Genomic DNA, 23,404 nt, shown 5'->3' with positions numbered 1-23,404 from the left:
GTCCTCTCTTCTCATTTTCATCGTTAAGACGGAGCGCTGCAGCTACCCCGCGGCCCCGCAGCATTTCTTGTGTTTCTTGCCGCTGCCGCAGGGGCAGGGGTCGTTGCGGCCGACCTTGGGCTGGTCCCGTCGCACGGGTTGTTTGGCCTGGGCTTGCTGCTCCGAGCCGGAGTATTGCAGTTTCTGGGGCTTCTCTTCGTGCTGGAACTGTTCCTCCCGGACAACGTTCAGGCGCAGGTGACACAGATTGCGCAAGGTATGTTCCTTGATCAGGTGCAGCATGGTCTGGAACAGCTCGAAGCCCTCGCGCTTGTACTCCTGCTTGGGGTCTTTCTGGCCGTAGCCGCGCAGGCCGATACCGTCGCGCAGGCCGTCCATGTTCAGCAGGTGCTCTTTCCAGTCCCGGTCCAGGCTGTCCAACAGAAAATAGCGGAGAATCTCCAGGTAGTGTTGCGGGGCGTCGGTCTTGAGCTTGTCCAGCACGCCCCGAATCAGCTCCACGGTTTCGTCCTGACTGGGCAGCTTGTCATCAGGCAGGGGATGGACCCGCCCCAGCCCGAAAATCTCGCCCAGCCGGGTCCGGACTTCCTGACGGGCCTCGTCGTCAGCGTCCTTGTCCTGCACCGGGGTGTAGACGTCCTCCACCAGATCCTGCACGAAGGACTCGACCATTTCCTCCAGGTCCTTGCTGGCCATGATCTCCCGGCGTTGGGTGTAGATGACTTCCCGCTGCTGGTTCATCACGTTGTCGAAGTCCAGCAACTGTTTGCGGATTTCGAAGTTGTGGGCTTCCACTTTGCGCTGGGCGTTTTCGATGGCCCGGGAGACCATCCGGTTTTCGATGGCCTCGCCTTCCTGCAACCCCAGCCGCCCCATCAACCCCGCGATCTTGTCCGAGCCGAACAGCCGCAGCAGATCGTCGTCCAGGGCCAAGTAGAACCGAGAGCTGCCCGGATCGCCCTGACGTCCGCTCCGTCCGCGCAACTGGTTGTCGATACGTCGGCTTTCATGGCGCTCCGTGCCGATGATGTGCAAACCTCCCAGGTCCACCACGCCTTCGCCGAGAACGATGTCCGTCCCGCGACCGGCCATGTTCGTGGCAATGGTCACCTGCCCGCTATGGCCGGCCAGGGCCACAATCTCGGCCTCTTTTTCGTGGTTCTTGGCATTGAGCACGCTGTGCGGAACCCCGTGACGCTTGAGCAGCTTGGCCACGATTTCGGACTTTTCGATGGACACCGTGCCCACCAGGACGGGCTGCCCCTTATGGTGCAGGTCGCTGATCTCCTGGGCGATGGCTTTGTACTTGTCGTCCTGGGTCTTATAGATCATGTCCGGGTGATCTTCTCGGACCATGGGTCGATGGGTGGGGACGGACGCCACGTCCAGATTGTAGATTTCCTTGAACTCCACGGCCTCGGTGTCCGCGGTCCCGGTCATCCCGGCCAGCTTGTCGTACATCCGGAAGTAGTTCTGGAAGGTGATGGAGGCCAGGGTCTGGTTCTCGGCCTGAATCTTGACGTATTCCTTGGCTTCCAGGGCCTGGTGCAGCCCGTCGCTGTAGCGGCGACCGGGCATGGTTCGGCCGGTGAATTCGTCCACGATGACCACCTGCCCGTCGCCCACGATGTAGTCCACGTCCCGCTTGAAGAGATAATGGGCCTTGAGGGCCTGCAGGATGTGGTGCTGGAAGCGGATGTTTTTCGTATCATAGAGGTTTTCCAGGCCGAGCAGTTCCTCGCAGCGCATCACCCCCTCGTCCGTGAGCAGAATGGCGCGCAGCTTCTCGTCCACCGTGAAGTGCTCTTCCTTCTTCAACTTGGGAATCAGGGCGTTGATCTGCATATACAACCCTGTGGAATCCTCGGCCGGACCGGAAATGATCAGCGGTGTCCGGGCTTCGTCGATCAGGATGGAGTCCACCTCGTCCACGATCCCGAAAAACAGGTCCCGCTGAACCAGATGTTCCATCCGGAACTTCATGTTATCCCGCAGATAATCGAAGCCGAACTCGTTATTCGTGCCGTAGGTCACGTCGGCGTTGTAGGACGTTTGCCGCTCGGGGTCGGTCAATCCGTGGAGAATCACCCCGACCTCCAGGCCCAGGAAACGATAAATCTGCCCCATCCACTCCGCATCGCGGCGGGCCAGATAATCGTTGACCGTGACCACGTGCACGCCCTTGCCGGCCAGGGCGTTGAGCACCACCGGCAGAGTCGCGGCCAGGGTCTTGCCCTCGCCGGTCTTCATTTCGGCGATCTTCCCGTGGTGCAGCACCATCCCGCCGATCAACTGGGCGTCAAAATGGCGCATCTTCAAGGCTCGCCAGGAAGCCTCGCGCACCAGGGCGAAGGTCTCGGGCAGCAGATCGTCCAGGGTGCGCCCGTTCTGAACCTGCTCCTTCCACTCCCGGACCTTGATCGGAAAGTCGTCGTCGCCAAGGCCGCGCATCTGTTCTTCGTGGCCGTTAATAGTCTGCACCATCGGCTTGAGCTTTTTCAGGTATCGCTCATTTTTGGAGCCGATTACTTTCTTGACGATAAAATTGAACATGCATTTCTCCTTAGTATTCCTCGAAAGCCCTGGACGCAGGGCATTTGTGTTCTCGAAGCACGGGCACTCTGGTTCGGTATCGATGATTCCTGGCCGTAACCGCTATCACCCTTCAAGCAGCTCCAACCAGTGCGCGACCTCGAAGCCTTGGGGTGCCGTGGCCGCGAGTTGAACCACGCACCCGCTGCACCCAGTGGCCACGGTGAGTTCACTTTGCTCTGGCACCTTGCTCCAGCACCGGGCCGCGACCTGGGAGGACAGGCTCGGCGCGCTGAGTCGCATCACGCCGCCCATCCCGCAGCAGGCGTTTTCGGCCTCGGCAATCAATCGTGTCGTGAATACGCCGCGCAAAAAAGCCTCATCCGGGTCCGGGGTCGGGGCGTGACAAGGGCGGTGATAGAAAACCTCTCCGCTCCCCACGGCCCGAAAGTCCTCCGAAGTGAGCAGACCGCTCAACGGCTGGACGGCCGCTTCCCAAGCCAGCCGTTCCCGATCGTCGTGAAACAGGTCCGCCGCCTTCGCGTACCCGCGTAGGGCCGTGGTGCAGGTGGCGCAGATGGTGAGCAGCCTGGGCCGTCCCAGTTCCCGCCACAAGGCCACGTTCCGGACCTGCATTTCGGCGTTCAAACCGGGTAATCCTGCCTGAGCCACGGTAAAACCGCAACATTGCCAATCCGGAAAGGTGTTCAATCCATCACCCGCCATCCCCAGCATCCGTGCCGCGTTCGCCATCCACCAGGGTCTGGCGAATCGCGCCGTGCATCCGGGGAACAGCACGGCGTTCCCGGGCAAAACAGCTTCGTCGGCAACCCGCTCAAAGCCACCGGATGTCCGCTCCCGAGAAGGCCGACGCACCATGGCCCGCGGCGCATCCATTATTTTGGTGCCGAGTTGTTCCGGGAACAACCCCGCGCAACGGCCCGCCAGCGGCCACAGACGCTTGGCCCGGGTGATCCAGATCCGCCAGATCCAGGCCTGCCACCCCGGATGACCGGCCTTCACCTCCCGCAGCAGTTCCGGAAGATTTCGGCCTTGAGGACAACCATCCGCGCACCGTCCGCACCCCAGGCACAGCCCCAGCAGCTTGCCGGCCGCGGCCGGATCATGGAGATTGCCCTCCTCCAATGCCTGGCGGATCAAAAAGGACTTGCCCCGAGGGCTCAACTCCTCCCGCCCCGTGGCCGCGAACAACGGACAGACGTCCAGACACTTGCCGCAAAGAATGCAGGGCCGCGTCGGAACGCCCGAGTCCGTGGGGCATGGTGTCGCGGGATTGGCGTGACGTTTTTTTTCTCTCATCGTAATCGAAATCGCAATCGTGATCGAAATCGCAAAGTTGCCAGAAATCGATTTCGATCACGATTGCGATTTCGATTTCGATTTCGATTTCGATCCAGAGCGCCGGCGGCTCGGGAGAAATCTGCCTTGGCGCAATTATGAAGGAGTGTGGACAACGGGAGACTCAATACGCCTTGCCCGGGTTCATGATGCCCTTGGGATCGAAGGCGCGTTTGATCAGGGAGAACAGGCCGCGCTCCACCGGGCCGACCTGCCGATGCAGCCAGCCGCGCTTGGTCAGGCCCAGGCCGTGCTCTCCGGAAAGAACGCCGCCCAAGCGGAGCACCAGTTCCAGCACGGCTTCCCGGGCCTGGAACGCATGGTCCCGCTGGTTCTCGTCCGAAGCGTCGTGCATGATGTTGACGTGGATGTTGCCGTCGCCCAGGTGGCCGAAGGTCAGGATCGGCAAATCGTGGGCGCGACCGATGCCCCGAATGCCAAGAATCCCTTCCGCCACCTTGCCCCGGGGGAGAGAGACGTCTTCGCTGATCTTGTCCGGGGCCAGACGGAAGGAGGCCGGATTGATCAAGCGCCGCGCTTCCCAAAGTCGCTCCTCGGCCACGGGGTCCCGGCCCTCCTCCACGAAGACCGGAGCAAGCCCCTCCAGGGCGCTCCGGATCAGGGCCAACTCTTCCCGTAATCCTTCCGGGCGACCGTCGCATTTGAGCAGCAGGACCGCCTTGGTGGCCGCGTTCCAGGGCGGCGCGGCAATCCGGGCCACGCAGTCCAGGACCTCCTCAGGCATCAATTCCATGGCCACGGGCAGAATCCCGGCCCGGAACACGGCCTGGGACGCGGCCAGCGCGTCGTCCAGGGATCGGTAGCCGACCATCAGAGAAGCTTGAGCCGGGGGCAGGGGCAGCAGCTTCAGAGTCAGTTTGGTAAAAAAGGCCAGAGTTCCGGCGGAGCCCACCAGCAAGCGGGTCAGATCCAGGCCGACCACGTTCTTGTGCGTCCGGGCCCCGGTGTGGATCAACTCTCCGCCTGGCAGCACGGCCTCAATGCCCAGGACGTAGTCCCGGGTCACGCCGTACTTCACGGCCCGCATCCCTCCGGCACAGGTGGCCGCGTTGCCGCCCAGGGTGGAGAAGCGCACGCTGGCCGGGTCCGGAGGATAATACAACCCCCGCGCCTGAACCTGGGTCTGGAAAGCCCCGGTGACCACCCCCGGCTGGACCTCGGCCGTGAAATCGTCTTCCTGAATGTCCACCCGGTCCATGGCCAGACAGGACACCACCACCCCGCCGCCCTGGGGCACGCACCCGGCCACCACGTTGGTCCCCCTGGCCCGGGGAAACAGCGGGATCTCTTCCCGGTGCGCCCAGGTCAAAAGCTCCTTTACCTGCTCCACCGTCCGGGGACGTACCACGGCCCACGGCAAAGCAAACCGCCGACTGGCGTCCGTCCCATACACGCAGGTCGCCTCCGGCTGTTCCAAATAATCGTCGCCGACAAATTGATCGCGAAGAAAGGCGCGTTGGCTGGTTGTCAGAGGCATGGGGGGAATGGAATCACATCTCCCGGGCCAGATCCCGATCCATGGCCCGGCGTTTGAGGTCCTCGCGCTGGTCGTGGTATTTCTTGCCTCGGGCCAGGCCGATTTCCACCTTGGCTCGACCGGCTTTCCAGTACATTTTCAGCGGCACCACGGTCAGGCCCTTTTGGGCGGTCTTGGCGCTCCAGGCGTCGATCTGGTGGCGGTGCAGGAGCAGTTTGCGCGGGCGCTCCGGTTCGTGTCCGGTATGCACGGCGTGGGCGTACGGGGCGATATGCACGCCCACCAGCACCGGGTCTCCGCCCGTGAACCGAACGTAACCGTCCTTGAAGCTGACCTTGCCGTCGCGCAGGGATTTCACCTCCGAGCCCATCAGGGCCAGGCCGGCCTCCAGGGTTTCCAGGATTTCGTATTCGTGGCGGGCTTTCTTGTTCTGGGCGATCAGCCGGGTCCCGTCGCTTTTCGGTTTCATCAGTACCCCTCGTCCAGCAGGGAAGAATAGAACATCAGTTCACTGGGATGGCGGCGGAAAATGCTGTCCTTGACCAGCTTGTTGTTCCGTCCCACGGTTTTGCTGGCCAGGACGTCCTTGAGCAGGGCCTTGCACTCCTCCATGGTCGCCTGACGAATGATGTGCTTGATCACCGGCACGGCCTGAGGGTTCATGCTCAGGCAGTCCACATGCATGCCCATGAGCACCGGGATGCAGTAGGGGTCCGCGGCCATTTCCCCGCAGATGCTCACCTCTATGCCGGCCCGATGCCCGGCGTCCACCACGTACTTGATCATCCGGACCAGAGCCGGATGCAGCGGTTGGTACAGATAGGAGACAAAGGAGTTGGTCCGGTCGATGCCCAGACTGTACTGGATCAGGTCGTTGGTCCCGATGCTGAAGAAGTCCACCTCCGTGGCCAGGATGTCCGCCGTGATCATGGCTGAAGGCAGCTCGATCATGATCCCCACGGGCATTTCCGGATTGTACTTCAATCCTTCCTTCTTCAACTCCATCCGCACGCTGTTCAGCACGGACTTGACCTGGCGCAGTTCGCCCAACCCGGACACCATGGGAAACATCAATGAAATGTTCTCGTGGACGCTGGCCCGCAATATCGCCCGCAACTGAACCCGAAACAGATCCATATGGTGCAGGCAGAATCGCACCGCCCGCAGACCCAGGGCCGGATTAGCCTCGTCCAGGCCGCCGAAGTGGTTCATGAACTTGTCCGCACCCACGTCCAGGGTACGCAACACCACCTTGCCGGGAAACATGATCGAGGCCAGGTCCTGGTATTCTTCCAGCAACTGTTCCTCGTCCGGCAGCTGGAGTCGGTTCAGATAGGAGTACTCGGTGCGGTACAGCCCGACCCCCTCGCCGCCGTTGCCCAGCACCGAGGACACCTCTTCCAGCAGTTCGATGTTCGCGAAAACCTTGACCCGGTACCCATCAATGGTTTCCGCGGGCAGATGGCTGGAGCGGTTGATCCCGGCCTGGTACTCCTCGAACTGGTATTTCAGATCCGTGAAGCCGGCCAATTCCTCCTCGTCCGGCTCGATGATGATCCGCCCTTGCAGGCCGTCGATGATGATCAGCTGCCCGTCCTGGATGGACTCCTCCAGATCGGCCGCGCCGACGATGGCCGGAATCTGCATGGCCCGGGCCAGGATTCCGGTGTGCGAGGTTTTGCCGCCGGTGACCGTGGCAAAGGCCATGATCTTGCCCACTTCCAGCTCCACCGTGTCCGCCGGACTGAGGTCGTGGGCCAGAAGAATGATCCGGGTGTTGATGGACCGCAGGCTGTTCCCGGACTCGCCCAACAGATGCTGCTGGACCCGGCCCGCCACCAGACGCACGTCCTGAATCCGTTCCCGGATGTAGGCGTCCTCGATGCTGCGAAAAACCGTTTCAATGTCCGCCACGGCCTTTTCCAAGGCCCACTCCGCGTTCAGCTGCATGCTCCGGATGTAGGCCTTGGCCGATTCCAGCAGCTTGGGGTCCTGGAGCATCATGATGTGCGAATCGATGATCCGCGCGTGTTCCAGCAGTTCCGCGGGCACGCGGCCCTGAATGTTCTCGAGTTCGGCCAAAGCCTGCGAAAAGGCCTGCTCCACGCGGGACAGCTCGGCCTGCACCTCGCCGTCCGGAATATTCTGGCGCGGAACGTTGCGGGCCCTGCCGCGATTCAGGAAAAACGCCCGCCCCAAGGCGATGCCGGTGGAGACGGGAATTCCTTGAAGTATTTGGAGAGCCACTAACGCTCCTCTTCAAAACGATTCAAAAACAACTGCTCAAGCTGCTCCAGGGCGGATTGGGCGTCCTCTCCCTGGGCCTTCAATTCCACGGCGCACCCCGGCCCCAAGGCCAGGGTCAGCAGGTCGAGAATGCTCTTGGCGTCCACCTCCTGCTCCTGAGAAAGCAGGGTGATCCGCGAAGAATATTTTTGGGCCTCCCGGGCCAGACGAGCCGCCGGACGGGCATGCAGTCCCAGCTCATTGGCCACGAAGACCTTCCGACTCACCACATCAAGTGTTTCCATACCAACGTCAACCTGATTTGGAGGTTTTTTTACGGGAAGCTTCTCCAGACTTTCAGTCAACGCCCCCGTCTCCCAACTCCTAACTCCTAACTCCTAACTCCTGAATTCTGAATCCTGAATCCTGAATCCTGAATCCTGAATCCTGAATCCTAAACTCTGCCTCACAGCCCGCTCCAGACGGTCCAAAGCCCGATCCAGACTGCGAGAAAGGCCAACACGAACCAGACCCTGGACACGCGCAACCGGAAATAACCGAAAGCACAGCACAGCACCGCCGCGGTCCAGAAAATCCACGCCCATTCCGGGCCGCCCTCGACGCGCATCTCGGGCCAGAGCCGCCACCAAAGCAGAAGCAACAGTCCGGCGTTGACCAGCTTGATGCGCTGTCCCCAGTTGATCAGGTTCCAGCGTTTCAGCCGACTCAAAAACGCGATGCCCTCCCGAAATCCACCGACAAAGGTCGCCAGTTTGAACACCTGCACACCCAGAAAACAGCAGATCAGCCATGTCCACGCCAATCCCGTCCATCCATGTGCAAGCAGCAGCGTCAGAACCAGGACGCAAAATACCAGGGCCGCGCCGCTGAAAAAAGAGTCGCCCAGGGCTGACAGGGTGTAGGTCGTGGTGTTCTTGACCCGTTGCAACATGGGCGGCGGCAGCACTCCCCGGGCGATGTCCCGTTCCAGGGACAAAAAAATGCCAGCCAAAAGCGGCGTCCAGAAGGGATGCGTATTGTAGTGTTGCAGAGACCGACGCCGGGCTTTGCGCAACTCCTGGGAATTGCGGTGAATGACGGTCAGACCGGGCTCCAAGGCCAGCGCCAGGCCGACGTTTTGCATCCCACGGGTGTTGTAGTTGGCGCCCACGAGGTAAGTGCGCAGGAACGTGCGCAGCATGACCCGGAAGCTGAGGGAGGAGGGAAGCGTGCCGGGTGTGGTCCCAGGCGTGGTCCCGTGTGTGGACCTGGGGGTGCTCTTGGAGGTGACCATGGGGGATGTCATGGGGTCCTCGAAGTGGGGGCGGCCCGGGCCAAGGCGATCAACCTGGCGTAGACCTCCTTGGAAGACCATCCATGAGCCCTGGCAGCGACCCGAGCGGCTATCTGCTTTGGCGGGCCGGTCAGCATCTCTTCCGACAGCATCTGGTCCACATCCACGTCCAAGGTCTTCTCCGGGGCTTCCGGCGGGCCGACGAGCACGGTCACCTCGCCGCGAGGGTCCCACTCCATGTCCTGATGGCTTTCCAAACGTCCCAGAATAATCTGCTCATGCTCCTTGGTCAATTCGCGGGCCAGGCAAAGCTCCCGTGGTCCCAGGCATTCCAGGACCGTTTCCAGGGTGTCGCGCAGCCGGGAGTTGCGCTCGAAAAAAATCAGGGTGGTGGCCGCTTCGGCCCACGAGAGAAACAACCGTTTTTGATCCCCGGCCTGGCGAGGCAAAAAACCCAGGAAGGTGAACGGAGAGGGAGGAAGGCCGGAAGCGCACAAAGCGGCCACCGGGGCGCAGGGACCGGGGACCGGAGAGACCGGGATCCCGGCGTCGCGACAGGCTCGGACCAGACGGTATCCCGGGTCGCCGATCAGCGGTGTTCCGGCGTCGGAAATAAGGGCCACGTCGCGCCCCTGCTCCAAAACGCTCAGGACCGAGGGAATCCGGTCCTGTTCATTGTGCTCGAAAAAACTGCGCAGGGTTCCCTTGGGGGTCACGCCGTGGCGCTGAAAGAACAACCCGGCCCGGCGGGTGTCCTCGGCCAGAATCAGGTCCGCGCCTTCCAGGACCTCTTTGGCCCGGGGTGAAAAGTCACCAGGGTTGCCAAGGGTTCCGGCCACGACCCAGAGTCTGGGGGAAGGAAAAGGCATCAGGAATGTGCTCCAGTCGGTGTCCCTGGGCGGTGTGGATCACCGCGACCACGTCGAATCGGCATGGCCGCTCCCACCAGTCGCGCCGGCTGAGATAGTAGCTGGCGGCCCGGGTCAGCTTGGTGATTTTGGAGCGGTTCACGCTCTGGGCCGGAGAGGTGCGGGCGCAAGCCCCTCGGGTTCGGACTTCGACGAACACCACGGTGTCCCGGTCCTGACAGATAACGTCCACTTCGCCGGATTGACAGCGCCAGTTGCGTTCCAGAATCTGAAAACCCAGCTCTTTCAGCAACTGAACAGCTGCATCCTCGCCGGCCTGTCCCTGTCTCAGATGCCCGGCAACCATAGCTGTTCCCGCCGAGCATCCCGGCCGGTGGCGGCCAAAACGCCCTTGAAGGTCAGCCGGTGCACCGGAGCCGGTCCGAGACGCCGCAGGGCCTCCAGGTGTCGGGCCGTGGGGTAGCCTTTGTGGATCGCCAGGTCGTAGCCCGGATGGCGGCGGTCCAGAAAGGTCAGGAGTTTGTCGCGAAAAGTCTTGGCCAGGATGGAGGCGGCGGAAACAGCCGGAACCGTGGCGTCCGCCCTGACCACCGCCTGTTGGGGCATGTCCAGGGGAACCCGATGCGGCCCGTCCACGATCAACGCATTCGGGCGCACCTTCAGGGTGCGCACCGCCCGGGTCATGGCCAGCAGGGAAGCCCGCAGGATGTTCACCCGCTCGATTTCCCGCGGCCAAGCCAGTCCTAGGGACCAGGCCGCGGCCTGATCTCGAACGGCACGGGCCAGACGCTCCCGCGCCTCGGCCCGGAGTTTTTTTGAATCGGTCAGGCCGGGCAGATCGTACGACTCAGGAAGAATCACCGCCGCGGCCACCACCGGGCCAGCCAGGCATCCCCGCCCGGCCTCGTCCAACCCGGCGGTCAAACCGAGGCAGCGCACCGTTTCTTCACCGGCCAGGAGGCCGGAAAAGCTCCCGGACAGTCGCCCGTCCGCGGGCCGATTCGTTGGCCCGGGCATGAAACAAACCTAGTTGTCCCAGGCGTTCTTGGACTTGATCCGACTGGCCTTGCCCCGGAGCTTGCGCAGGTAGAAAATCCGGCTGCGACGGACCCGGCCCTCGCTGAGAACTTCCACGCGCTCGATGAAGGGGGAATGCAGGGGGAAAATACGCTCCACGCCGATCCCATCGGACATTTTGCGCACGGTGAAGGTGGCGTTGGTGGTGCCGCGATGCCGACAGAGCACCACGCCCTCGAACATCTGAATCCGTTCCTTGTCTCCCTCGATGATCCGGACATGCACCTTGACCGTGTCTCCGGCCTTGAACTGCGGGATGTCCATGCGCATCTGGGAATATTCGATCTTTTTCATCAAATCCATGACCACGTCTCCTTATGAATCAAGTAAATGTATTTGCGTCCGAACAAACTCTCACTTGCGCTCAATGTATCACAAAGAGCCAGTGCATGATCGGGGTCGAAATCGCAATCGCAATCGCAATCGCAATCGCAATCGAAAAAACAATGAAACCATGAAACTCTTTCGATACCGATTGCGATTTCGATTTCGATCCTGACGACAATACCAAGTTGAACCAATACTCCATCTTCGAAAGCAAAGAAAAATAAACCGGGCCGGACGTCAGCCGTCGTCGCCAAGTATCCGGTCCAGCATAATGGCCGCGGCGGCGCGTACCGAAAGATGGTTGTAGTCACTGAAACAGCGCACCGGGCGCAGTGTTCCGACGCATTGTTCCAACACCTCCGGGGCCAGCCCGTACCCCGTGCCCAGAACCAGCAAGACCGGCTGGTCCTCCAGCAGATCGCGGGCCTGAGGATAGGTCATGCTCCCCGCGCCTTGGGCGGAAGTAGCCACCAGCACCGGCCGCTTGCCGCAGCGTTCGGCCACCGCGTCCGCGGCCTGTTCCAGGCCGTCCACGACGCGCACCAAGCGCAGCGCCTCTCCCCGATCCGGGTTTGCCGAGGCCCCCGGCCCACTCAGCCAATGGTCCAGCAGACGATCGGCCAACTGCTGTTGGTCCCGCAAGGGGGTACAGATGAAATACCCTCCCAAGCCGTACGTACGAGAACAGCGGGCAATATCGTGGATGTCCAGATTTGTCAAAGAAACCGCCCCGCTCTGCCCGAACTTGTTCAGGACCGGAGCATGGACCAGGGCCAGGAAACAGTTTCTGGCCGTCCGTCGCCGTTGCTTGACCAACTCCCGCAAGGTCCGGACGTCTCCGGGCTCCAGCGCGGCCCTGGGCAGCAGGTCCGGGCGCGACTCCAGGGTGGTCCGCAGGGCCTCATCCCGCCGCCAGGCCGCGACCTTGGCATGGTCGCCGGAAAGCAGAATCTCCGGCACCCGCAAATCCTCAAAAACCTCCGGCCTGGAGTAGTGCGGATACTCCAGCAGGCCGCGCACGAAGCTTTCGTCCGCGGGAGACTCCTCATGCCCCATGAATCCGGGCAAGAGCCGGGAGACCGCTTCCAGGACGTGCAGGGCGGGCGTCTCCCCGCCATTGAGGACCACGCCGCCCACGCTGACCTTTTCCAGGGGAAACAGGGACTCCAAACGGTGGTCGATGCCCTCGTACCGTCCACAGATCAGGGTCACAACCGGTTCTTCGGCCAGGGAAGCGGCCAGGTCGTGATCCAGTGGGCGGCCCTTGGGGCACAGCAGGACCACCCTGCCGGGCGTTTCCCCGGGCGCTTCCCCAAGTGCTTCCCCAGGCGCTTCCCCAGGTACTTCCAGGGACCGCAGGGCAGCAACCAACGGCGGCAAGGTCATGACCATGCCCGGCCCGCCACCATAGGGCCGGTCGTCAACACTGCGATGCCGGTCCACGGCGAAATCCCGGGGATTGATCAACCGAACCGTGACCGTCTCCTGCTCCAGGGCCTTGCCCAGCAGGCCACAGTGCAGGGCCGAAGCGAAAAACTCCGGAAAAAGCGTGACAATGTTGAACCGCATGCCGCCTGAATCCTGGTCCTTATACCATTTCCAATTCGTAACTACTCAGCTCATCCGTGCGAAAGCGGCCTGGATACCCGCCTTCGCGGGTATGACTGATTGGGAGGCGGCATGGAAAAACACGTCATTCCCGCGAAGGCGGGAATCCAGCGCCGGAAATGGGCTCAACTCAGGATGTGCTGAGCAGTTCTCCAATTCAAAGCTTTTCTTTCGGGGATGGTTCAGTTCTGAAGGAGAATTGGTATTACCCTTCTTCCCCCAGATACAATTCCAACAGCCCAGGCGGCGGATCGATGCGCACCGTGGCCGCGGCCAGGTCCACGTCCAGGACGAAATCCTGGTGCGCCGGAAAGAGTACTTCCCGGCGCGACCCGGTCCGGATGCTCCAGATCTCCTGGCCGACTCCGGTACCGGCACCGAAGTTGACGTTCTCGATCCGGCCCAACACCTCGCCGGAAGGCAGCAGCACCCGCATGCCGATCAGTTCCTGAATGAAAATGTCCTCATCCGAACGATCGGGCAGATCCTCGCGGCGCGCCAGCAACTCCGCCCCGCGCACCTGCTCCACTTCATCACGCCCCTGGATCTGGTCCAGGCGCAGCAGAAGCCGTGCGTTGTGCATTCTCCAGGAGGTCACGGCCACGGGACGCGGACGTTCTCCGGGGGCACCGCGCAGGTACAGGCGTGGGACATGGGCAAAAAAATCAGGGGAGTCCACGTGCACTTTGACACTGAACTCCCCTGCCAAACCGTGCGGCTTGATCACTTTTCCGACCAGGACCAACGCTTGCCCGGACATCGTGAACCCGCCTACTCGATGATTTCCAGCACCACCCGCTTGTCGGCCTTGGCCGAGGCGGCGGCGAGAATCGTACGCAGGGCCTTGGCCGTCCGACCCTGCTTGCCGATCACCTTGCCCAGATCTTCCTTGGCCACGCGCAGCTCCACCACGGAAGACTGCTCGCCCTCCACCAGGGAAACCTGCACGGCCTCGGGCTGATCCACCAAGGACGTGGCAATGTACTCGATGAGTTCCTTCATGCCGTCTTCACTCCGTAAAAGCTCATCGCCGTGGAGCAGCTCAAAAAAACGCAAAGGCCCGCGACGCTTGAAACACGCGGCCGGCGGGCGTTTATCAACGAACTGTTAGGCCTGGGCTTGATTGAAGCCCACCCTGGCCAACAGCGAACGAACCGTGTCCGTGGGCTTGGCGCCCTTGGCCATCCATTCGCGGACCTTGTCGGTGTCGATCTTCAATTCGTTGGGCTCTTTCATCGGGTTGTAGTAGCCGAGAAAATCCAAAGCGCGGCCGTCGCGGCGGGTTTCGCTGTTCAGGGCCACGATGCGGTAAAACGGCTTCTTCTTGGAGCCCATCCGGGTCAGTCTGATTCTCATTGCCATTGCTGCGTTCCTCTCTTCAAGTTGATCTGAAATGGTGTCGTGAAATGGGGGCGTGGATTGCGCCGGTGATCTCAGCGGCGTTTTTTCTTGCGCCGTTCCTTTTTCTTCTTGGTCGCGGACTTGGTCCCGGTTTTCGGCATGCCCGCGGGAAGCCCTAGGCCACTCGGTCCGCCCGGCCCGCCCAGACCGCCGGGCAAGCTCAGCCCTCCGGGGCCGGAGGGCATCTTCATGCCTCCAAGACCTCCCCCGCTGGTCATTTTCTTCATCATCTTCTGCATCTGTTCGAAATTTTTCAACAGCGCGTTCACATCCTGGACTTTTACGCCGCTGCCCTTGGCCACCCGGAGCTTGCGGTTCGCGTTCATCACCTTGGGGTTCTTGCGCTCCCCCGGGGTCATGGAGTTGATGATCGCCTCCATGCGGCCCATCTCTTTTTCCGGCATCTTCATCTCGCCAAGCTGCTTGCGCAGGTCGCCCATGCCCGGAATCAGCTTGAGCATCCCCTCCAGGGAACCGAGCTTGCGCAACCGGCGCATCTGGACGCGAAAATCCTCCAGGTTGAACTCGGCCTTCTGCATCTTTTTCTGCAGGGCTTCGGCTTCATCCTGATCTATGGAGCCCTGGGCCTTTTCAATCAGCGAGAGGATGTCGCCCATGCCCAGGATGCGCGAAGCCACGCGGTCCGGATGAAAGGCCTCCAGGTCGCTGACCTTTTCGCCCATGCCCACGAACTTGATCGGCTTGCCGGTCACGGACTTGATGGACAGGGCCGCGCCGCCACGGGCGTCGCCTTCCATCTTGGTCAGCACGATGCCGGACAAATCCAGAAGCTCATCGAATTTGACCGCCACGTTGACTGCGTCCTGACCGGTCATGGCATCGGCCACGAAGAGAATTTCCTGAGGACTCAAGGCCTGCTTCACGGCCACCAGCTCATCCATCAGCGGCGCATCGATGTGCAACCGCCCGGCCGTGTCCACCAGGAGAACGTCCAAGCCCTTGAGGGCCGCCTCGTCCCGAGCCTGGAGGCAGATGTCCACGGGCCGCATCTGGGCGGTGGAGGCAAAAGCCGGAACGTCCAGTTGGGAGGCCAGCTTGTGGAGCTGATCAATGGCGGCGGGGCGGTAGACGTCCGCGGGGACCAGGAAGGGAGAACGCTTCAGACGGCGCAGGTGCAGGGCCAGCTTGGCCGCGGTGGTCGTCTTTCCCGAGCCCTGCAAACCGACCAGCATGATGACCACCGGCGGCTTGCCCTGGAGTTGCAATCCCAGATGCTCGCCGCCCAGCAAGTCGACCATTTCATCGTGGACGATCTTGACTACCTGCTGACCGGGCGTCAGGCTGCCCAGGACGTCCTGGCCCATGGCCCGTTCCCGGACCCGTTCCACGAAGTCCTTGACGACCTTGAAATTGACGTCCGCTTCCAGCAAGGCCAGACGCACCTCGCGCAAGCCTTCCTGGACGCTCTTCTCATCCAATCGGCCGTGACCGCGGATTTTTTTGAAGACGGATTGCAGACGATCCGCTAAACTGTCGAACATGGGGTATCCGGACTTGAGGCTTCAAGAAACAAAACGAAAACGTATGCCACTATCCGAGAGCCGGACCGGAGTCAACCGCCCATGAAGCATCTATCAGGGGCAGATTTGTTCTTGAGCCACAGGTGCTCTTGATCGGTATCGAAATCGAAGCCGTGATCGAAATCGATTCCTGGCAACTTTCCGATTTCGATAGCGATTTCGATTTCGATGATCGCAGGCCCACACTGGGAATCCCCGTGGACACACTACAACCTACTATTCTGGAATTATAATTTTTTTACAGAGAACAAAAAAACCTGAAGCATTCATTAATTTAGACGGATTCGTCCTGCCGTTTTTGTAATCCGACCTTGCAAAAATGCACGTTTTTTGAAAGATTCCCAACGCGCAAGAGTTCGACGCGGAACCCGGCGAAACCAAGAACATCTATGAAAACCGCTGGATTCCAACCATGGCACAGCCGTTGCTTGTGGTACTTTTCATCGCCGGATTCCGCGCACGGCAACCCGGCAGTCAGACCCGGCGACCGCGTTCGTCGCCCAGGCCCTCACCCCAAAAAGCTTCCGTCTGGAGGAACCCATGCTCAAGACCCTGTCTTCGCTGTCTTCCCGCATCACCCTGTGTTTGTCCGCGCTGTGCCTGTTCTTTTTTCTGGCCGCATCCGCCTCGGCCCAGACCCCCATCCGCTTCACCCTGGACTGGAAGTTCGAGGGGCCCATCGCGCCCTACCTCCTGGCCCATGCCCGCGGCTACTTCGCCGAGGAAGGGCTGAACGTGACCATCGACTCCGGAACCGGCTCGGCCGGAGCCGTGAACCGGGTCGCATCCGGGGCCTATGATGTCGGCTTCGCGGACATCAACGCCATGATCGAGTTCAACGTGAACAACCAGGACCAGGCCCTGAAGGCCGTGTTCATGATCTACGACCACCCGCCCTTCGCCATTTTCACGAAAAAGGAAAGCGGCATCCAGACCCCGGCGGACCTGGCCGGCAAGACCCTGGGCGCGCCGGTCTTCGACTCCCCGCGCAAGACCTTTTCCGCCTTTGCCGCGGCCACCGGCCTGGATGCCGATGCCGTGAACTGGACCTCCATGGACCCGCCCCTGCGCGAGCCCATGCTGCTGCGCGGCCAGGTGGACGCCATCTCCGGCTTCTACTTCACCAGCCTGCTCAACCTGGACAACCTGGGCATTCCCGCCGACGAACTGACGGTCTTTCTGTATCCGGACTACGGCGTCAATCTGTACGGCAACGCCATCATCGTCTCCCCGCAACTGGCCGCCCAGCCCGAAGCGGTCAAAGGCTTCCTGCGCGCCGTGGTTCGAGGCTGGGCCGAAACCCTTGAAGACCCCGCCGCAGCCATCGCCTATGTCCGCGAACGGGACGGGCTGATCGACGTGGACCTGGAAACCCGGCGCCTGAAGCTGGCCATCGAAACCAGCGTGGCCACGGACTACGCCGCGGCCAACGGCATGGGCGACGTGGACGACGAGCGCCTGGTCAAGGCCATCGCCGAAGTGGTCAACGCCTTTGGTCTTTCCACAACGCCCGCTCCGGAGGCTGTTTTCGACCGATCCTTTCTGCCCGATCAAGAAACCCGGTCCATCTTCTAAGGGCGATTCTTCAATCCATGACATCGCAAGCAGATCACGCGGACCCGCACGGCCAAACCGGCCGTGCGGGCCTGTTCGTTGAAATAAAAGACGTTGACCTGGCCTATGGCGAGGACGCCGAGAGCCTGGCCGTCCAGGGGCTGAACCTGGATATCCGCGAAGGGGACTTCGTGGCCGTGGTCGGCCCGTCCGGGTGCGGCAAATCCACCCTGCTCAAGCTGGTCACCGGCCTGATGCCCCCGACACGGGGCGCGGTCTTCGTGGACGGCGACCGGGTCGGCGGCACGCTGTCCTTCGTGGGCATGGCCTTCCAGAACCCCACCCTCCTGCCCTGGCGCGACACCCTGCGCAACATCATGCTCCCCCTGGAGATCGTTGAGCCCCACCGGAGCCGACTGCGCAAGGAGAAGCCCGCCTATCTGGAACGGGCCCGCAACCTGCTGCGGACCGTGGGCCTGGCGCCCTACGAATCCAAGCAACCCTGGGAACTCTCCGGCGGCATGCGCCAGCGGGCCAATCTCTGCCGCGCCCTGATCCACGATCCCCGGCTGCTGATGCTGGACGAGCCCTTCGGGGCCCTGGACGCCTTCACCCGTGAGGAATTGTGGTGCGTGCTGGCCGATCTGCGCCGCGCCAAGCAGCTCACCGTGGTCCTGGTGACCCACGACCTGCGCGAAGCCGTGTTTCTGGCGGACACGGTCCACGTGATGAGCAGCCGTCCCGGACGCATCGTCCACAGCCGCCGCGTGGACCTGCCCGGACCACGCACCCTGGAAACCTGCTACGAACCGGCCTTCGTGGACATCGTCCACGAGCTGCGCGGCCACATCGAGCGCGTGCGCTGCGACGGCCCCCAAGGAATCGCCGATGTCCCCACTGCGTAAAAACCTGGAACGTTTTTCCCCGGTGATCGTCACCGTGGCCATGTTCGTGGCCTGGGAAGCCGTCTCCCGGCTGGCCAAAATCCCCAGCTACATCCTGCCTCCGCCCAGCGAGGCCGTGATGGCCGGATACGAGTTCGCCGGCCCCATCAGCAAGCACGCCTTGCAGACCCTCTACACCACCCTGGCCGGATTCGGCCTGGCCGTGGTTTTCGGCATGCTCGTGGGCGTGATCATCGGGTCATCCAAACTGCTCTACCGGGCCTTTTACCCGATCCTGATCGGCTTCAACTCCGTGCCCAAGGTGGCCCTGGTGCCCCTGCTGGTGATCTGGTTCGGCATCGGCACGGTCCCGGCGATCATCACCGCGTTTCTGATCTCCTTCTTTCCCGTGGTGGTCAACGTGGCCACCGGCCTGGCCACCATTGAGCCGGAGCTGGAAGACGTGCTCCGGGTCCTGGGGGCGTCCAAGCTGACCATCCTGCTCAAGGTGGGCATCCCCAACTCCATGCCCTACTTCTTCGCCTCGCTGAAGATCGCCGTGACCCTGGCCTTCGTCGGTTCGGTGATCTCCGAAACCGTGGCCTCCAACGAGGGCATCGGCTACCTGATGATGTCCGCCAGCGCCCGGTTCAACGTGCCCCTGGTCTTTGCCGGGCTGATCGTCATCGCGGCCATGGGCATCGGGATGTACGCCATCTTCGCGGCCCTGGAAAAGCGGACCACGGGCTGGGCCTTCCGGAGTTGACCGCGCTCGCAAAGGACGCTTTCATGACCGCCATTCCGCCGTTTCCCCAAGGCCCCTTCGTCACCGGGGCCGTCTGCCAAATCTGCGGCAAGACCGTCGCCCCCCTGAATATGGGCTACGTCTGCCCCGACCATGCCGGAAAACTCGAAAACGAGGGCATCCTGGACCTGCGCTACGACTACCAGGCCGCCCGCTCCGCGTTCACCCCGGAAGCCCTGGCCCGGGGCCCCCAAACCCTGTGGCGCTACCGCTCCCTCCTGCCCCTGCCCCTGGACGCCGAAACCCCGCCCCTGGTCACGGGCTGGACGCCCCTGTACGAGTCCCCGCGCCTGGCCAGGCTGCTTGGCGTGGCCCGTGTTCTGATCAAGGACGAAACCCGCCAGCCCACGGCCTCGCTCAAGGACCGGGCCAGCGCCCTGGCCGTCGCCCAGGCCAAATCCATGGGCCTGACCACCGTGGCCTGCGCCAGCACGGGCAACGCCGCCGCGGCCCTGGCCGGCATGGCCGCGTCCATGAACCTGAACTGCGTGATCTTCGTACCCGCCTCGGCCCCCCAGGCCAAAGTGGCCCAGTTGCTGGCCTTCGGAGCCCGGGTCTTCACCGTGCAGGGCAGCTACGACGACGCCTTCGATCTGTGTATGGCCGCCTGCCGGGTCCGCCCCTGGTACAACCGCAACACCGCCTACAACCCCTTCATGACCGAAGGCAAAAAGACGGCGGCCTTCGAAATCGCCGAACAATCCGGCTGGGAAGTGCCGGACCGGGTCTTCGTGGGCGTGGGCGACGGCTGCATCATCGGTGGCCTGCACAAAGGCTTCGCCGACCTCAAGGCCCTGGGCCTGACCACCCGCCTGCCTCGGCTGATGGGCGTCCAGGCCGCGGGAAGCGACTATCTCCACCAAGCTTGGCACAACAACGAAGCCCCTCTGACCAAACCCGCCATCCCGGCCCACACCGTGGCCGACTCCATCTCCGCCGGCCTGCCCCGCGACCGCCTCAAGGCCCTGGCCGCGGTCCGGGAAACCCACGGCGCGTTCATCAAAGTCGACGACCCAACCATCCTCCAAGCCATCCCCACCCTGGCCCGCAACACCGGCGTCTTCGCCGAACCGGCAGGCGCCGCGGCCCTGGCCGGAGCCCTTGCCGCGGCCCAGACCGGAAATCTTTCCCCCGAGGAAACCATCTGCCTGCTGATCACCGGCTCCGGCCTCAAAGACGTCGCCTCGGCCATCCAGGCCTGCACCGACCAGAACCTTACGCCGACGGCGGTTTCTGTTGGCCGGAAAGGTCTGAAACAGACCCTCGAAAAGGTGGAATAGAGGATCACGACAAGTCAAAGTAGACATGAGGTGTCGCGGATGATTCGCTCTCCGCTCTGTTCCGCAATAGCCAGTTTCGCCATTCAAGCCGTCCATCGCTGCTCTCCACGGCTTCACTCAAAAAACACGGGAGGAAAAGATGAAATTTCTGCAATCTGTCTTTGGAATGATCCTCGTTGCGACAATCTCCACCTCGGCCTGGGCCAAGAGTTACGAGCAGGAAATCGAGAATTTCTTTAATTTTTACGAGCAAGGAGAGATCGTTCAGGCTGTGGACAGCATCTACTCCACGAACAGATGGATCAACGTCACATCCGATCAGGTTCTCAACCTGAAAGGGCAGTTAACCGCTCTTCAGCCAATGCTCGGGACATACCTGGGCCAGGACCGGATCGGGCATCACAGCTATGGAGAACGCCTGATTCAAGTCACCTACCTGGCCCTCTTCGAGCGGCAACCCTTGAGGATGGAGTTCACTTTTTACCGTCCGAAAGACGATTGGATCATTTACAGTTTTTCATTTGACGACAGTGCCGATGGTGACCTGCAACGCGCCGCGCGCATGGCAATCGCTACTGATGACTGAGACCACCTTCCACAGCCCAGCCCAAGAAGTGTCGCGGCGATGCAAGGTCGCGGTGAAGGTGTTGGATAGCTTCGGCAACGACACCATGACCATTGTCGAGGTGAGCACATGACAACGAAAAACCGTGAAATTGAGGTGATGAATACGCGAATCACCATCGCCCGGATGGCCGAGGAAGATTATATCTCGCTCACCGACATCGCCCGCCACCGAGATACTGAGCGGTCCGACGATCTGGTTCGGAACTGGATTCGCAATCGAAACACCTTGGAATTTCTCGGGATATGGGAGCAGATTCACAACCCCGATTTTAATTCCGTCGAATTCGACGGGTTTAGAATGCAGGCAGGTCTCAACAGCTTCACCCTGACGCCGAAGCAGTGGATTCAACGTACTCAGGCCAGAGGGATTGTCTCCAAAGCCGGCCGCTACGGCGGTACCTTCGCCCATCGCGACATCGCCTTCGAGTTCGCCTCCTGGGTTTCCGTGGAGTTCAAGCTCTACCTGATCAAGGAGTTCCAGCGGCTCAAGGAGGCCGAGCAGGCCCAGCTGGGATGGGACATCAAACGCAATCTGGCCAATATCAATTACCGCATCCACACCGATGCCATCAAGGCGAACCTCATCCCGCCGGAATTGTCCGGCCAACAGGTCAATCTGGTCTATGCCAGTGAGGCGGACGTGCTGAACATGGCGCTTTTCGGCATGACGGCCAAACAATGGCGGGACGCGAACCCCAAGGAAAAAGGCAACATCCGCGATCAGGCCAACGCTGCCCAGTTGGTCTGTCTGGCCAATCTGGAAAACTTGAACGCGCTGTTCATCAAGGAAGGAATCGAACAACCCGAACGACTGCGAAAGCTGAACCGCATCGCCATCGAACAAATGGAAATCCTGACCGTCGACCGGAGCATCAAACGGCTGGAAGGTGGAGCCGTTAGTGTTTCTTTGGATTCAGCAAATTAATTCAAAAGGATCAGTCTTTGCACCCCGCCAAAGTCTGCCGCGACCGTCTCCACGATCTGACGGACCTGCCCAACATCGGGCGGGCCATGGCTGAGGATCTTCGGCTTTTGGGCGTTCACCGGCCCGAACAGCTCAAAGGCCTGGACCCGCTGGAAATGTATGAACGTCTTCAGGCCGTCACCGGCAAACGACAAGATCCCTGCGTGCTCGACGTGTTTCTCTCCGTGACCCGGTTCATGAACGGCGAAGCGCCCCGGTGCTGGTGGGAATATACGCTGGAGCGGAAGCAAATGCTGGAATCTATACGCTGAAATCCCGGCGAAGAGCGCCAACGGATTATCATGATCGGTTCATCACGGCCTGACGCCCCTTGTCGGTCAGGCGGTATTTCTGAAGGCGGCTGTTGGGTTTGCCGGGGATTGTCATCTCAATCAGGCCATCGGCCAGGGCCGGTTTGAGGTAGCGCTCGCGGAACGATTTTCGGTCCGATAGGCCCAGGGCCAGTTGCAACGCTTCTCGGCCCATCTCGCCCTGAATCACCGCCAGCAAATCACCAACTTGGGGGGTGACTTGGGGGGTGACTTGGGGGGCGAAGGTGGTCAAAGCCTCCAGAATCATCCGCAACATGAAGGCGATGAACGGCGCGGAATCGGTCTGGCGGGTGCTCTCGCGCAAGACATGATAATACTCTTCCTGGTGCTCGAAGATCAGGCTTTCCACCGGGATATCGGCGAATAGGGGATTCCAGCGGGTCAGAATCAGACTCTGCCACAGCCGCCCCATCCGGCCGTTGCCGTCGGCAAAGGGATGAATGAATTCGAATTCGTAGTGAAAGACGGAGCTGGAAATGAGCGGATGGGCTTCGGTAGTACTCAACCAGGCGAACAGGTCGGCCATCAGCCGTGGTACCCGGGCGGCGGGTGGCGCCATGTGTATCACCTCTTGGCCTGACATCACTCCCACGCCACCGCGTCGGTAGCTTCCCGCTTCGTCAATAAGGCCGGACATCAAAATTCGATGCGCCTCCAGCAGGTCCTTTTCCACCCGAGGCTTCCAGGTATCGAAATGTTCATAAGCGGCCAACGCATTCTTCACCTCTTGCACCTCACGTGGTGGGGCGATGACCCGCTTGCCCTCCAAGATAGCGCTGATCTGCGCCTCGCTCAGGGTGTTGCCCTCGATGGCCAGCGAACCATGAATGGTGCGGACGCGATTGATGCGCCTCAATCGGAGCGCCCTGGCTTGGTCCGTGAGTACGGTCAGCCGCCCGACGGCCTCGCTGATTGCGGCGACCCGGTTCAGGATTTCCGGGGTGATTGTGAAGGGCGGCTGGTATTTCATGTTGCCATCCTGACTGTTTGAAATAGCCGGCTCCGTTGACTCATGCCGGGAATTGGGGAAATGGAAGCAGGCCTGGAACCGATGCGAATCTCCCCAATGCGCGGTTCCTGGCCGAAATAATGACGGCTGCCGTGCTGTCCATGCTTGAGACTCCTACCCGCCCTGCATGAATTTCTCAACAGACGTTCGCCTCGCCTTCAACGACGCTGAGGAACTCCGGCCCACCCTCCCCAAGCCATTGAGGCTTGAAGCACGC

At 61.5% G+C, this 23,404-nt stretch carries 24 protein-coding genes; 7 read left to right on the top strand and 17 right to left on the bottom strand.

Annotation, left to right across the window (positions count from 1 at the left end; all coding sequences use genetic code 11):
- Positions 1-42 precede the first annotated feature (42 nt).
- The 16 genes from secA to ffh form a co-directional block, all read right to left on the bottom strand.
- Positions 43-2,553: a preprotein translocase subunit SecA gene (secA, locus tag DESLA_RS0117380; protein ID WP_028573457.1), complete on the bottom strand. Its 2,511-nt coding sequence runs from the start codon at positions 2,551-2,553 to the stop codon at positions 43-45.
- 105 nt (positions 2,554-2,658) lie between these two features.
- Positions 2,659-3,852 (bottom strand): (Fe-S)-binding protein, encoded by a 1,194-nt coding sequence (locus tag DESLA_RS21255; protein ID WP_084032156.1) that lies wholly within the window; start codon positions 3,850-3,852, stop codon positions 2,659-2,661.
- 163 nt (positions 3,853-4,015) lie between these two features.
- A complete protein-coding gene (locus tag DESLA_RS0117370; RefSeq protein WP_035262025.1) occupies positions 4,016-5,389 on the bottom strand; it encodes an FAD-binding oxidoreductase in 1,374 nt (457 codons plus the stop codon).
- Positions 5,390-5,402: 13 nt separating this feature from the next.
- Positions 5,403-5,858 (bottom strand): SsrA-binding protein SmpB, encoded by a 456-nt coding sequence (smpB, locus tag DESLA_RS0117365; protein WP_028573455.1) that lies wholly within the window; start codon positions 5,856-5,858, stop codon positions 5,403-5,405.
- Entirely contained in the window at positions 5,858-7,636 is a 1,779-nt protein-coding gene (gene ptsP, locus DESLA_RS0117360; protein ID WP_028573454.1) for a phosphoenolpyruvate--protein phosphotransferase, read from the bottom strand. Before ptsP ends, smpB begins: the two co-directional genes overlap by 1 nt.
- The gene (locus DESLA_RS0117355; protein ID WP_028573453.1) at positions 7,636-7,920 is read right to left on the bottom strand and encodes an HPr family phosphocarrier protein; all 285 of its coding nucleotides are present in this window, start codon (positions 7,918-7,920) and stop codon (positions 7,636-7,638) included. Before DESLA_RS0117355 ends, ptsP begins: the two co-directional genes overlap by 1 nt.
- 161 nt (positions 7,921-8,081) lie before the next feature.
- Positions 8,082-8,921, bottom strand: a complete 840-nt coding sequence (locus tag DESLA_RS21250) for a PTS system mannose/fructose/sorbose family transporter subunit IID (RefSeq protein ID WP_245590091.1) — start codon at positions 8,919-8,921, stop codon at positions 8,082-8,084.
- Positions 8,918-9,778 (bottom strand): 16S rRNA (cytidine(1402)-2'-O)-methyltransferase, encoded by an 861-nt coding sequence (gene rsmI / locus DESLA_RS0117345; RefSeq protein WP_028573452.1) that lies wholly within the window; start codon positions 9,776-9,778, stop codon positions 8,918-8,920. Before rsmI ends, DESLA_RS21250 begins: the two co-directional genes overlap by 4 nt.
- Positions 9,720-10,124: a YraN family protein gene (locus DESLA_RS0117340; protein WP_028573451.1), complete on the bottom strand. Its 405-nt coding sequence runs from the start codon at positions 10,122-10,124 to the stop codon at positions 9,720-9,722. Before DESLA_RS0117340 ends, rsmI begins: the two co-directional genes overlap by 59 nt.
- On the bottom strand, positions 10,106-10,795 hold the full coding sequence (gene rnhB, locus DESLA_RS0117335) for a ribonuclease HII (protein ID WP_084032155.1): 690 nt from the start codon (positions 10,793-10,795) through the stop codon (positions 10,106-10,108). The genes DESLA_RS0117340 and rnhB overlap by 19 nt, the downstream gene beginning before the upstream one ends.
- A 9-nt stretch (positions 10,796-10,804) precedes the next feature.
- Positions 10,805-11,158 (bottom strand): 50S ribosomal protein L19, encoded by a 354-nt coding sequence (gene rplS / locus DESLA_RS0117330; protein WP_028573449.1) that lies wholly within the window; start codon positions 11,156-11,158, stop codon positions 10,805-10,807.
- Positions 11,159-11,419: 261 nt separating this feature from the next.
- A complete protein-coding gene (trmD, locus tag DESLA_RS21245; RefSeq protein WP_035262023.1) occupies positions 11,420-12,751 on the bottom strand; it encodes a tRNA (guanosine(37)-N1)-methyltransferase TrmD in 1,332 nt (443 codons plus the stop codon).
- 244 nt (positions 12,752-12,995) lie between these two features.
- Positions 12,996-13,550, bottom strand: a complete 555-nt coding sequence (rimM, locus tag DESLA_RS0117310) for a ribosome maturation factor RimM (protein WP_028573446.1) — start codon at positions 13,548-13,550, stop codon at positions 12,996-12,998.
- An 11-nt stretch (positions 13,551-13,561) separates the two neighbouring features.
- The gene (locus DESLA_RS0117305) at positions 13,562-13,792 is read right to left on the bottom strand and encodes a KH domain-containing protein (protein ID WP_028573445.1); all 231 of its coding nucleotides are present in this window, start codon (positions 13,790-13,792) and stop codon (positions 13,562-13,564) included.
- 105 nt (positions 13,793-13,897) lie between these two features.
- Positions 13,898-14,152, bottom strand: coding sequence for a 30S ribosomal protein S16 (gene rpsP / locus DESLA_RS0117300; protein ID WP_028573444.1), 255 nt, complete (start codon positions 14,150-14,152; stop codon positions 13,898-13,900).
- A gap of 71 nt (positions 14,153-14,223) precedes the next feature.
- The gene (gene ffh, locus DESLA_RS0117295; protein WP_028573443.1) at positions 14,224-15,693 is read right to left on the bottom strand and encodes a signal recognition particle protein; all 1,470 of its coding nucleotides are present in this window, start codon (positions 15,691-15,693) and stop codon (positions 14,224-14,226) included.
- A 579-nt stretch (positions 15,694-16,272) separates the two neighbouring features.
- Here ffh and DESLA_RS0117280 point away from each other — a divergent pair.
- From DESLA_RS0117280 to DESLA_RS0117245, 7 genes are all read left to right on the top strand, one after another.
- Positions 16,273-17,307 (top strand): ABC transporter substrate-binding protein, encoded by a 1,035-nt coding sequence (locus DESLA_RS0117280; RefSeq protein WP_035262019.1) that lies wholly within the window; start codon positions 16,273-16,275, stop codon positions 17,305-17,307.
- Between the two features lie 17 nt (positions 17,308-17,324).
- Positions 17,325-18,191 (top strand): ABC transporter ATP-binding protein, encoded by an 867-nt coding sequence (locus tag DESLA_RS21240; RefSeq protein ID WP_051434810.1) that lies wholly within the window; start codon positions 17,325-17,327, stop codon positions 18,189-18,191.
- Entirely contained in the window at positions 18,175-18,936 is a 762-nt protein-coding gene (locus DESLA_RS0117270) for an ABC transporter permease (protein WP_028573441.1), read from the top strand. The genes DESLA_RS21240 and DESLA_RS0117270 overlap by 17 nt, the downstream gene beginning before the upstream one ends.
- A gap of 23 nt (positions 18,937-18,959) precedes the next feature.
- The gene (thrC, locus tag DESLA_RS21235; RefSeq protein ID WP_051434809.1) at positions 18,960-20,255 is read left to right on the top strand and encodes a threonine synthase; all 1,296 of its coding nucleotides are present in this window, start codon (positions 18,960-18,962) and stop codon (positions 20,253-20,255) included.
- Positions 20,256-20,394: 139 nt separating this feature from the next.
- Positions 20,395-20,841, top strand: a complete 447-nt coding sequence (locus tag DESLA_RS0117260; protein WP_028573440.1) for a hypothetical protein — start codon at positions 20,395-20,397, stop codon at positions 20,839-20,841.
- A gap of 108 nt (positions 20,842-20,949) precedes the next feature.
- On the top strand, positions 20,950-21,807 hold the full coding sequence (locus DESLA_RS0117250) for a KilA-N domain-containing protein (protein ID WP_028573439.1): 858 nt from the start codon (positions 20,950-20,952) through the stop codon (positions 21,805-21,807).
- Between the two features lie 17 nt (positions 21,808-21,824).
- Positions 21,825-22,118 (top strand): helix-hairpin-helix domain-containing protein, encoded by a 294-nt coding sequence (locus DESLA_RS0117245; protein WP_028573438.1) that lies wholly within the window; start codon positions 21,825-21,827, stop codon positions 22,116-22,118.
- Between the two features lie 28 nt (positions 22,119-22,146).
- On the opposite strand, the gene DESLA_RS0117240 is transcribed toward DESLA_RS0117245, so the two are convergent.
- Positions 22,147-23,148 (bottom strand): Fic family protein, encoded by a 1,002-nt coding sequence (locus DESLA_RS0117240; RefSeq protein ID WP_028573437.1) that lies wholly within the window; start codon positions 23,146-23,148, stop codon positions 22,147-22,149.
- Positions 23,149-23,404 lie beyond the last annotated feature (256 nt).

This window comes from Desulfonatronum lacustre DSM 10312, assembly GCF_000519265.1.
In the GTDB taxonomy this organism is placed as follows: Bacteria; Desulfobacterota; Desulfovibrionia; order Desulfovibrionales; family Desulfonatronaceae; genus Desulfonatronum; species Desulfonatronum lacustre.
The sequence above is the reverse complement of the archived record's forward strand: the minus strand, read 5'-3'. Positions and strand labels throughout refer to the sequence as shown.

What these genes read in the sequence shown, in the direction of transcription:
- DESLA_RS0117355 (WP_028573453.1), bottom strand. Translation starts at nt 7,920, where the DNA reads ATGGAAACACTTGATGTGGTGAGTCGGAAGGTCTTCGTGGCCAATGAG.
- ffh (WP_028573443.1), bottom strand. Translation starts at nt 15,693, where the DNA reads ATGTTCGACAGTTTAGCGGATCGTCTGCAATCCGTCTTCAAAAAAATC.
- secA (WP_028573457.1), bottom strand. Translation starts at nt 2,553, where the DNA reads ATGTTCAATTTTATCGTCAAGAAAGTAATCGGCTCCAAAAATGAGCGA.
- DESLA_RS0117340 (WP_028573451.1), bottom strand. Translation starts at nt 10,124, where the DNA reads ATGGTTGCCGGGCATCTGAGACAGGGACAGGCCGGCGAGGATGCAGCT.
- DESLA_RS0117250 (WP_028573439.1), top strand. Translation starts at nt 20,950, where the DNA reads ATGACAACGAAAAACCGTGAAATTGAGGTGATGAATACGCGAATCACC.
- thrC (WP_051434809.1), top strand. Translation starts at nt 18,960, where the DNA reads ATGACCGCCATTCCGCCGTTTCCCCAAGGCCCCTTCGTCACCGGGGCC.
- smpB (WP_028573455.1), bottom strand. Translation starts at nt 5,858, where the DNA reads ATGAAACCGAAAAGCGACGGGACCCGGCTGATCGCCCAGAACAAGAAA.
- DESLA_RS0117240 (WP_028573437.1), bottom strand. Translation starts at nt 23,148, where the DNA reads ATGAAATACCAGCCGCCCTTCACAATCACCCCGGAAATCCTGAACCGG.
- rpsP (WP_028573444.1), bottom strand. Translation starts at nt 14,152, where the DNA reads ATGGCAATGAGAATCAGACTGACCCGGATGGGCTCCAAGAAGAAGCCG.
- DESLA_RS0117280 (WP_035262019.1), top strand. Translation starts at nt 16,273, where the DNA reads ATGCTCAAGACCCTGTCTTCGCTGTCTTCCCGCATCACCCTGTGTTTG.
- rsmI (WP_028573452.1), bottom strand. Translation starts at nt 9,778, where the DNA reads ATGCCTTTTCCTTCCCCCAGACTCTGGGTCGTGGCCGGAACCCTTGGC.
- rimM (WP_028573446.1), bottom strand. Translation starts at nt 13,550, where the DNA reads ATGTCCGGGCAAGCGTTGGTCCTGGTCGGAAAAGTGATCAAGCCGCAC.
- DESLA_RS0117370 (WP_035262025.1), bottom strand. Translation starts at nt 5,389, where the DNA reads ATGCCTCTGACAACCAGCCAACGCGCCTTTCTTCGCGATCAATTTGTC.
- rnhB (WP_084032155.1), bottom strand. Translation starts at nt 10,795, where the DNA reads ATGCCCGGGCCAACGAATCGGCCCGCGGACGGGCGACTGTCCGGGAGC.
- rplS (WP_028573449.1), bottom strand. Translation starts at nt 11,158, where the DNA reads ATGGATTTGATGAAAAAGATCGAATATTCCCAGATGCGCATGGACATC.
- DESLA_RS21250 (WP_245590091.1), bottom strand. Translation starts at nt 8,921, where the DNA reads ATGACATCCCCCATGGTCACCTCCAAGAGCACCCCCAGGTCCACACAC.
- DESLA_RS21240 (WP_051434810.1), top strand. Translation starts at nt 17,325, where the DNA reads ATGACATCGCAAGCAGATCACGCGGACCCGCACGGCCAAACCGGCCGT.
- trmD (WP_035262023.1), bottom strand. Translation starts at nt 12,751, where the DNA reads ATGCGGTTCAACATTGTCACGCTTTTTCCGGAGTTTTTCGCTTCGGCC.
- DESLA_RS0117260 (WP_028573440.1), top strand. Translation starts at nt 20,395, where the DNA reads ATGAAATTTCTGCAATCTGTCTTTGGAATGATCCTCGTTGCGACAATC.
- DESLA_RS0117305 (WP_028573445.1), bottom strand. Translation starts at nt 13,792, where the DNA reads ATGAAGGAACTCATCGAGTACATTGCCACGTCCTTGGTGGATCAGCCC.
- DESLA_RS0117270 (WP_028573441.1), top strand. Translation starts at nt 18,175, where the DNA reads ATGTCCCCACTGCGTAAAAACCTGGAACGTTTTTCCCCGGTGATCGTC.
- DESLA_RS21255 (WP_084032156.1), bottom strand. Translation starts at nt 3,852, where the DNA reads ATGAGAGAAAAAAAACGTCACGCCAATCCCGCGACACCATGCCCCACG.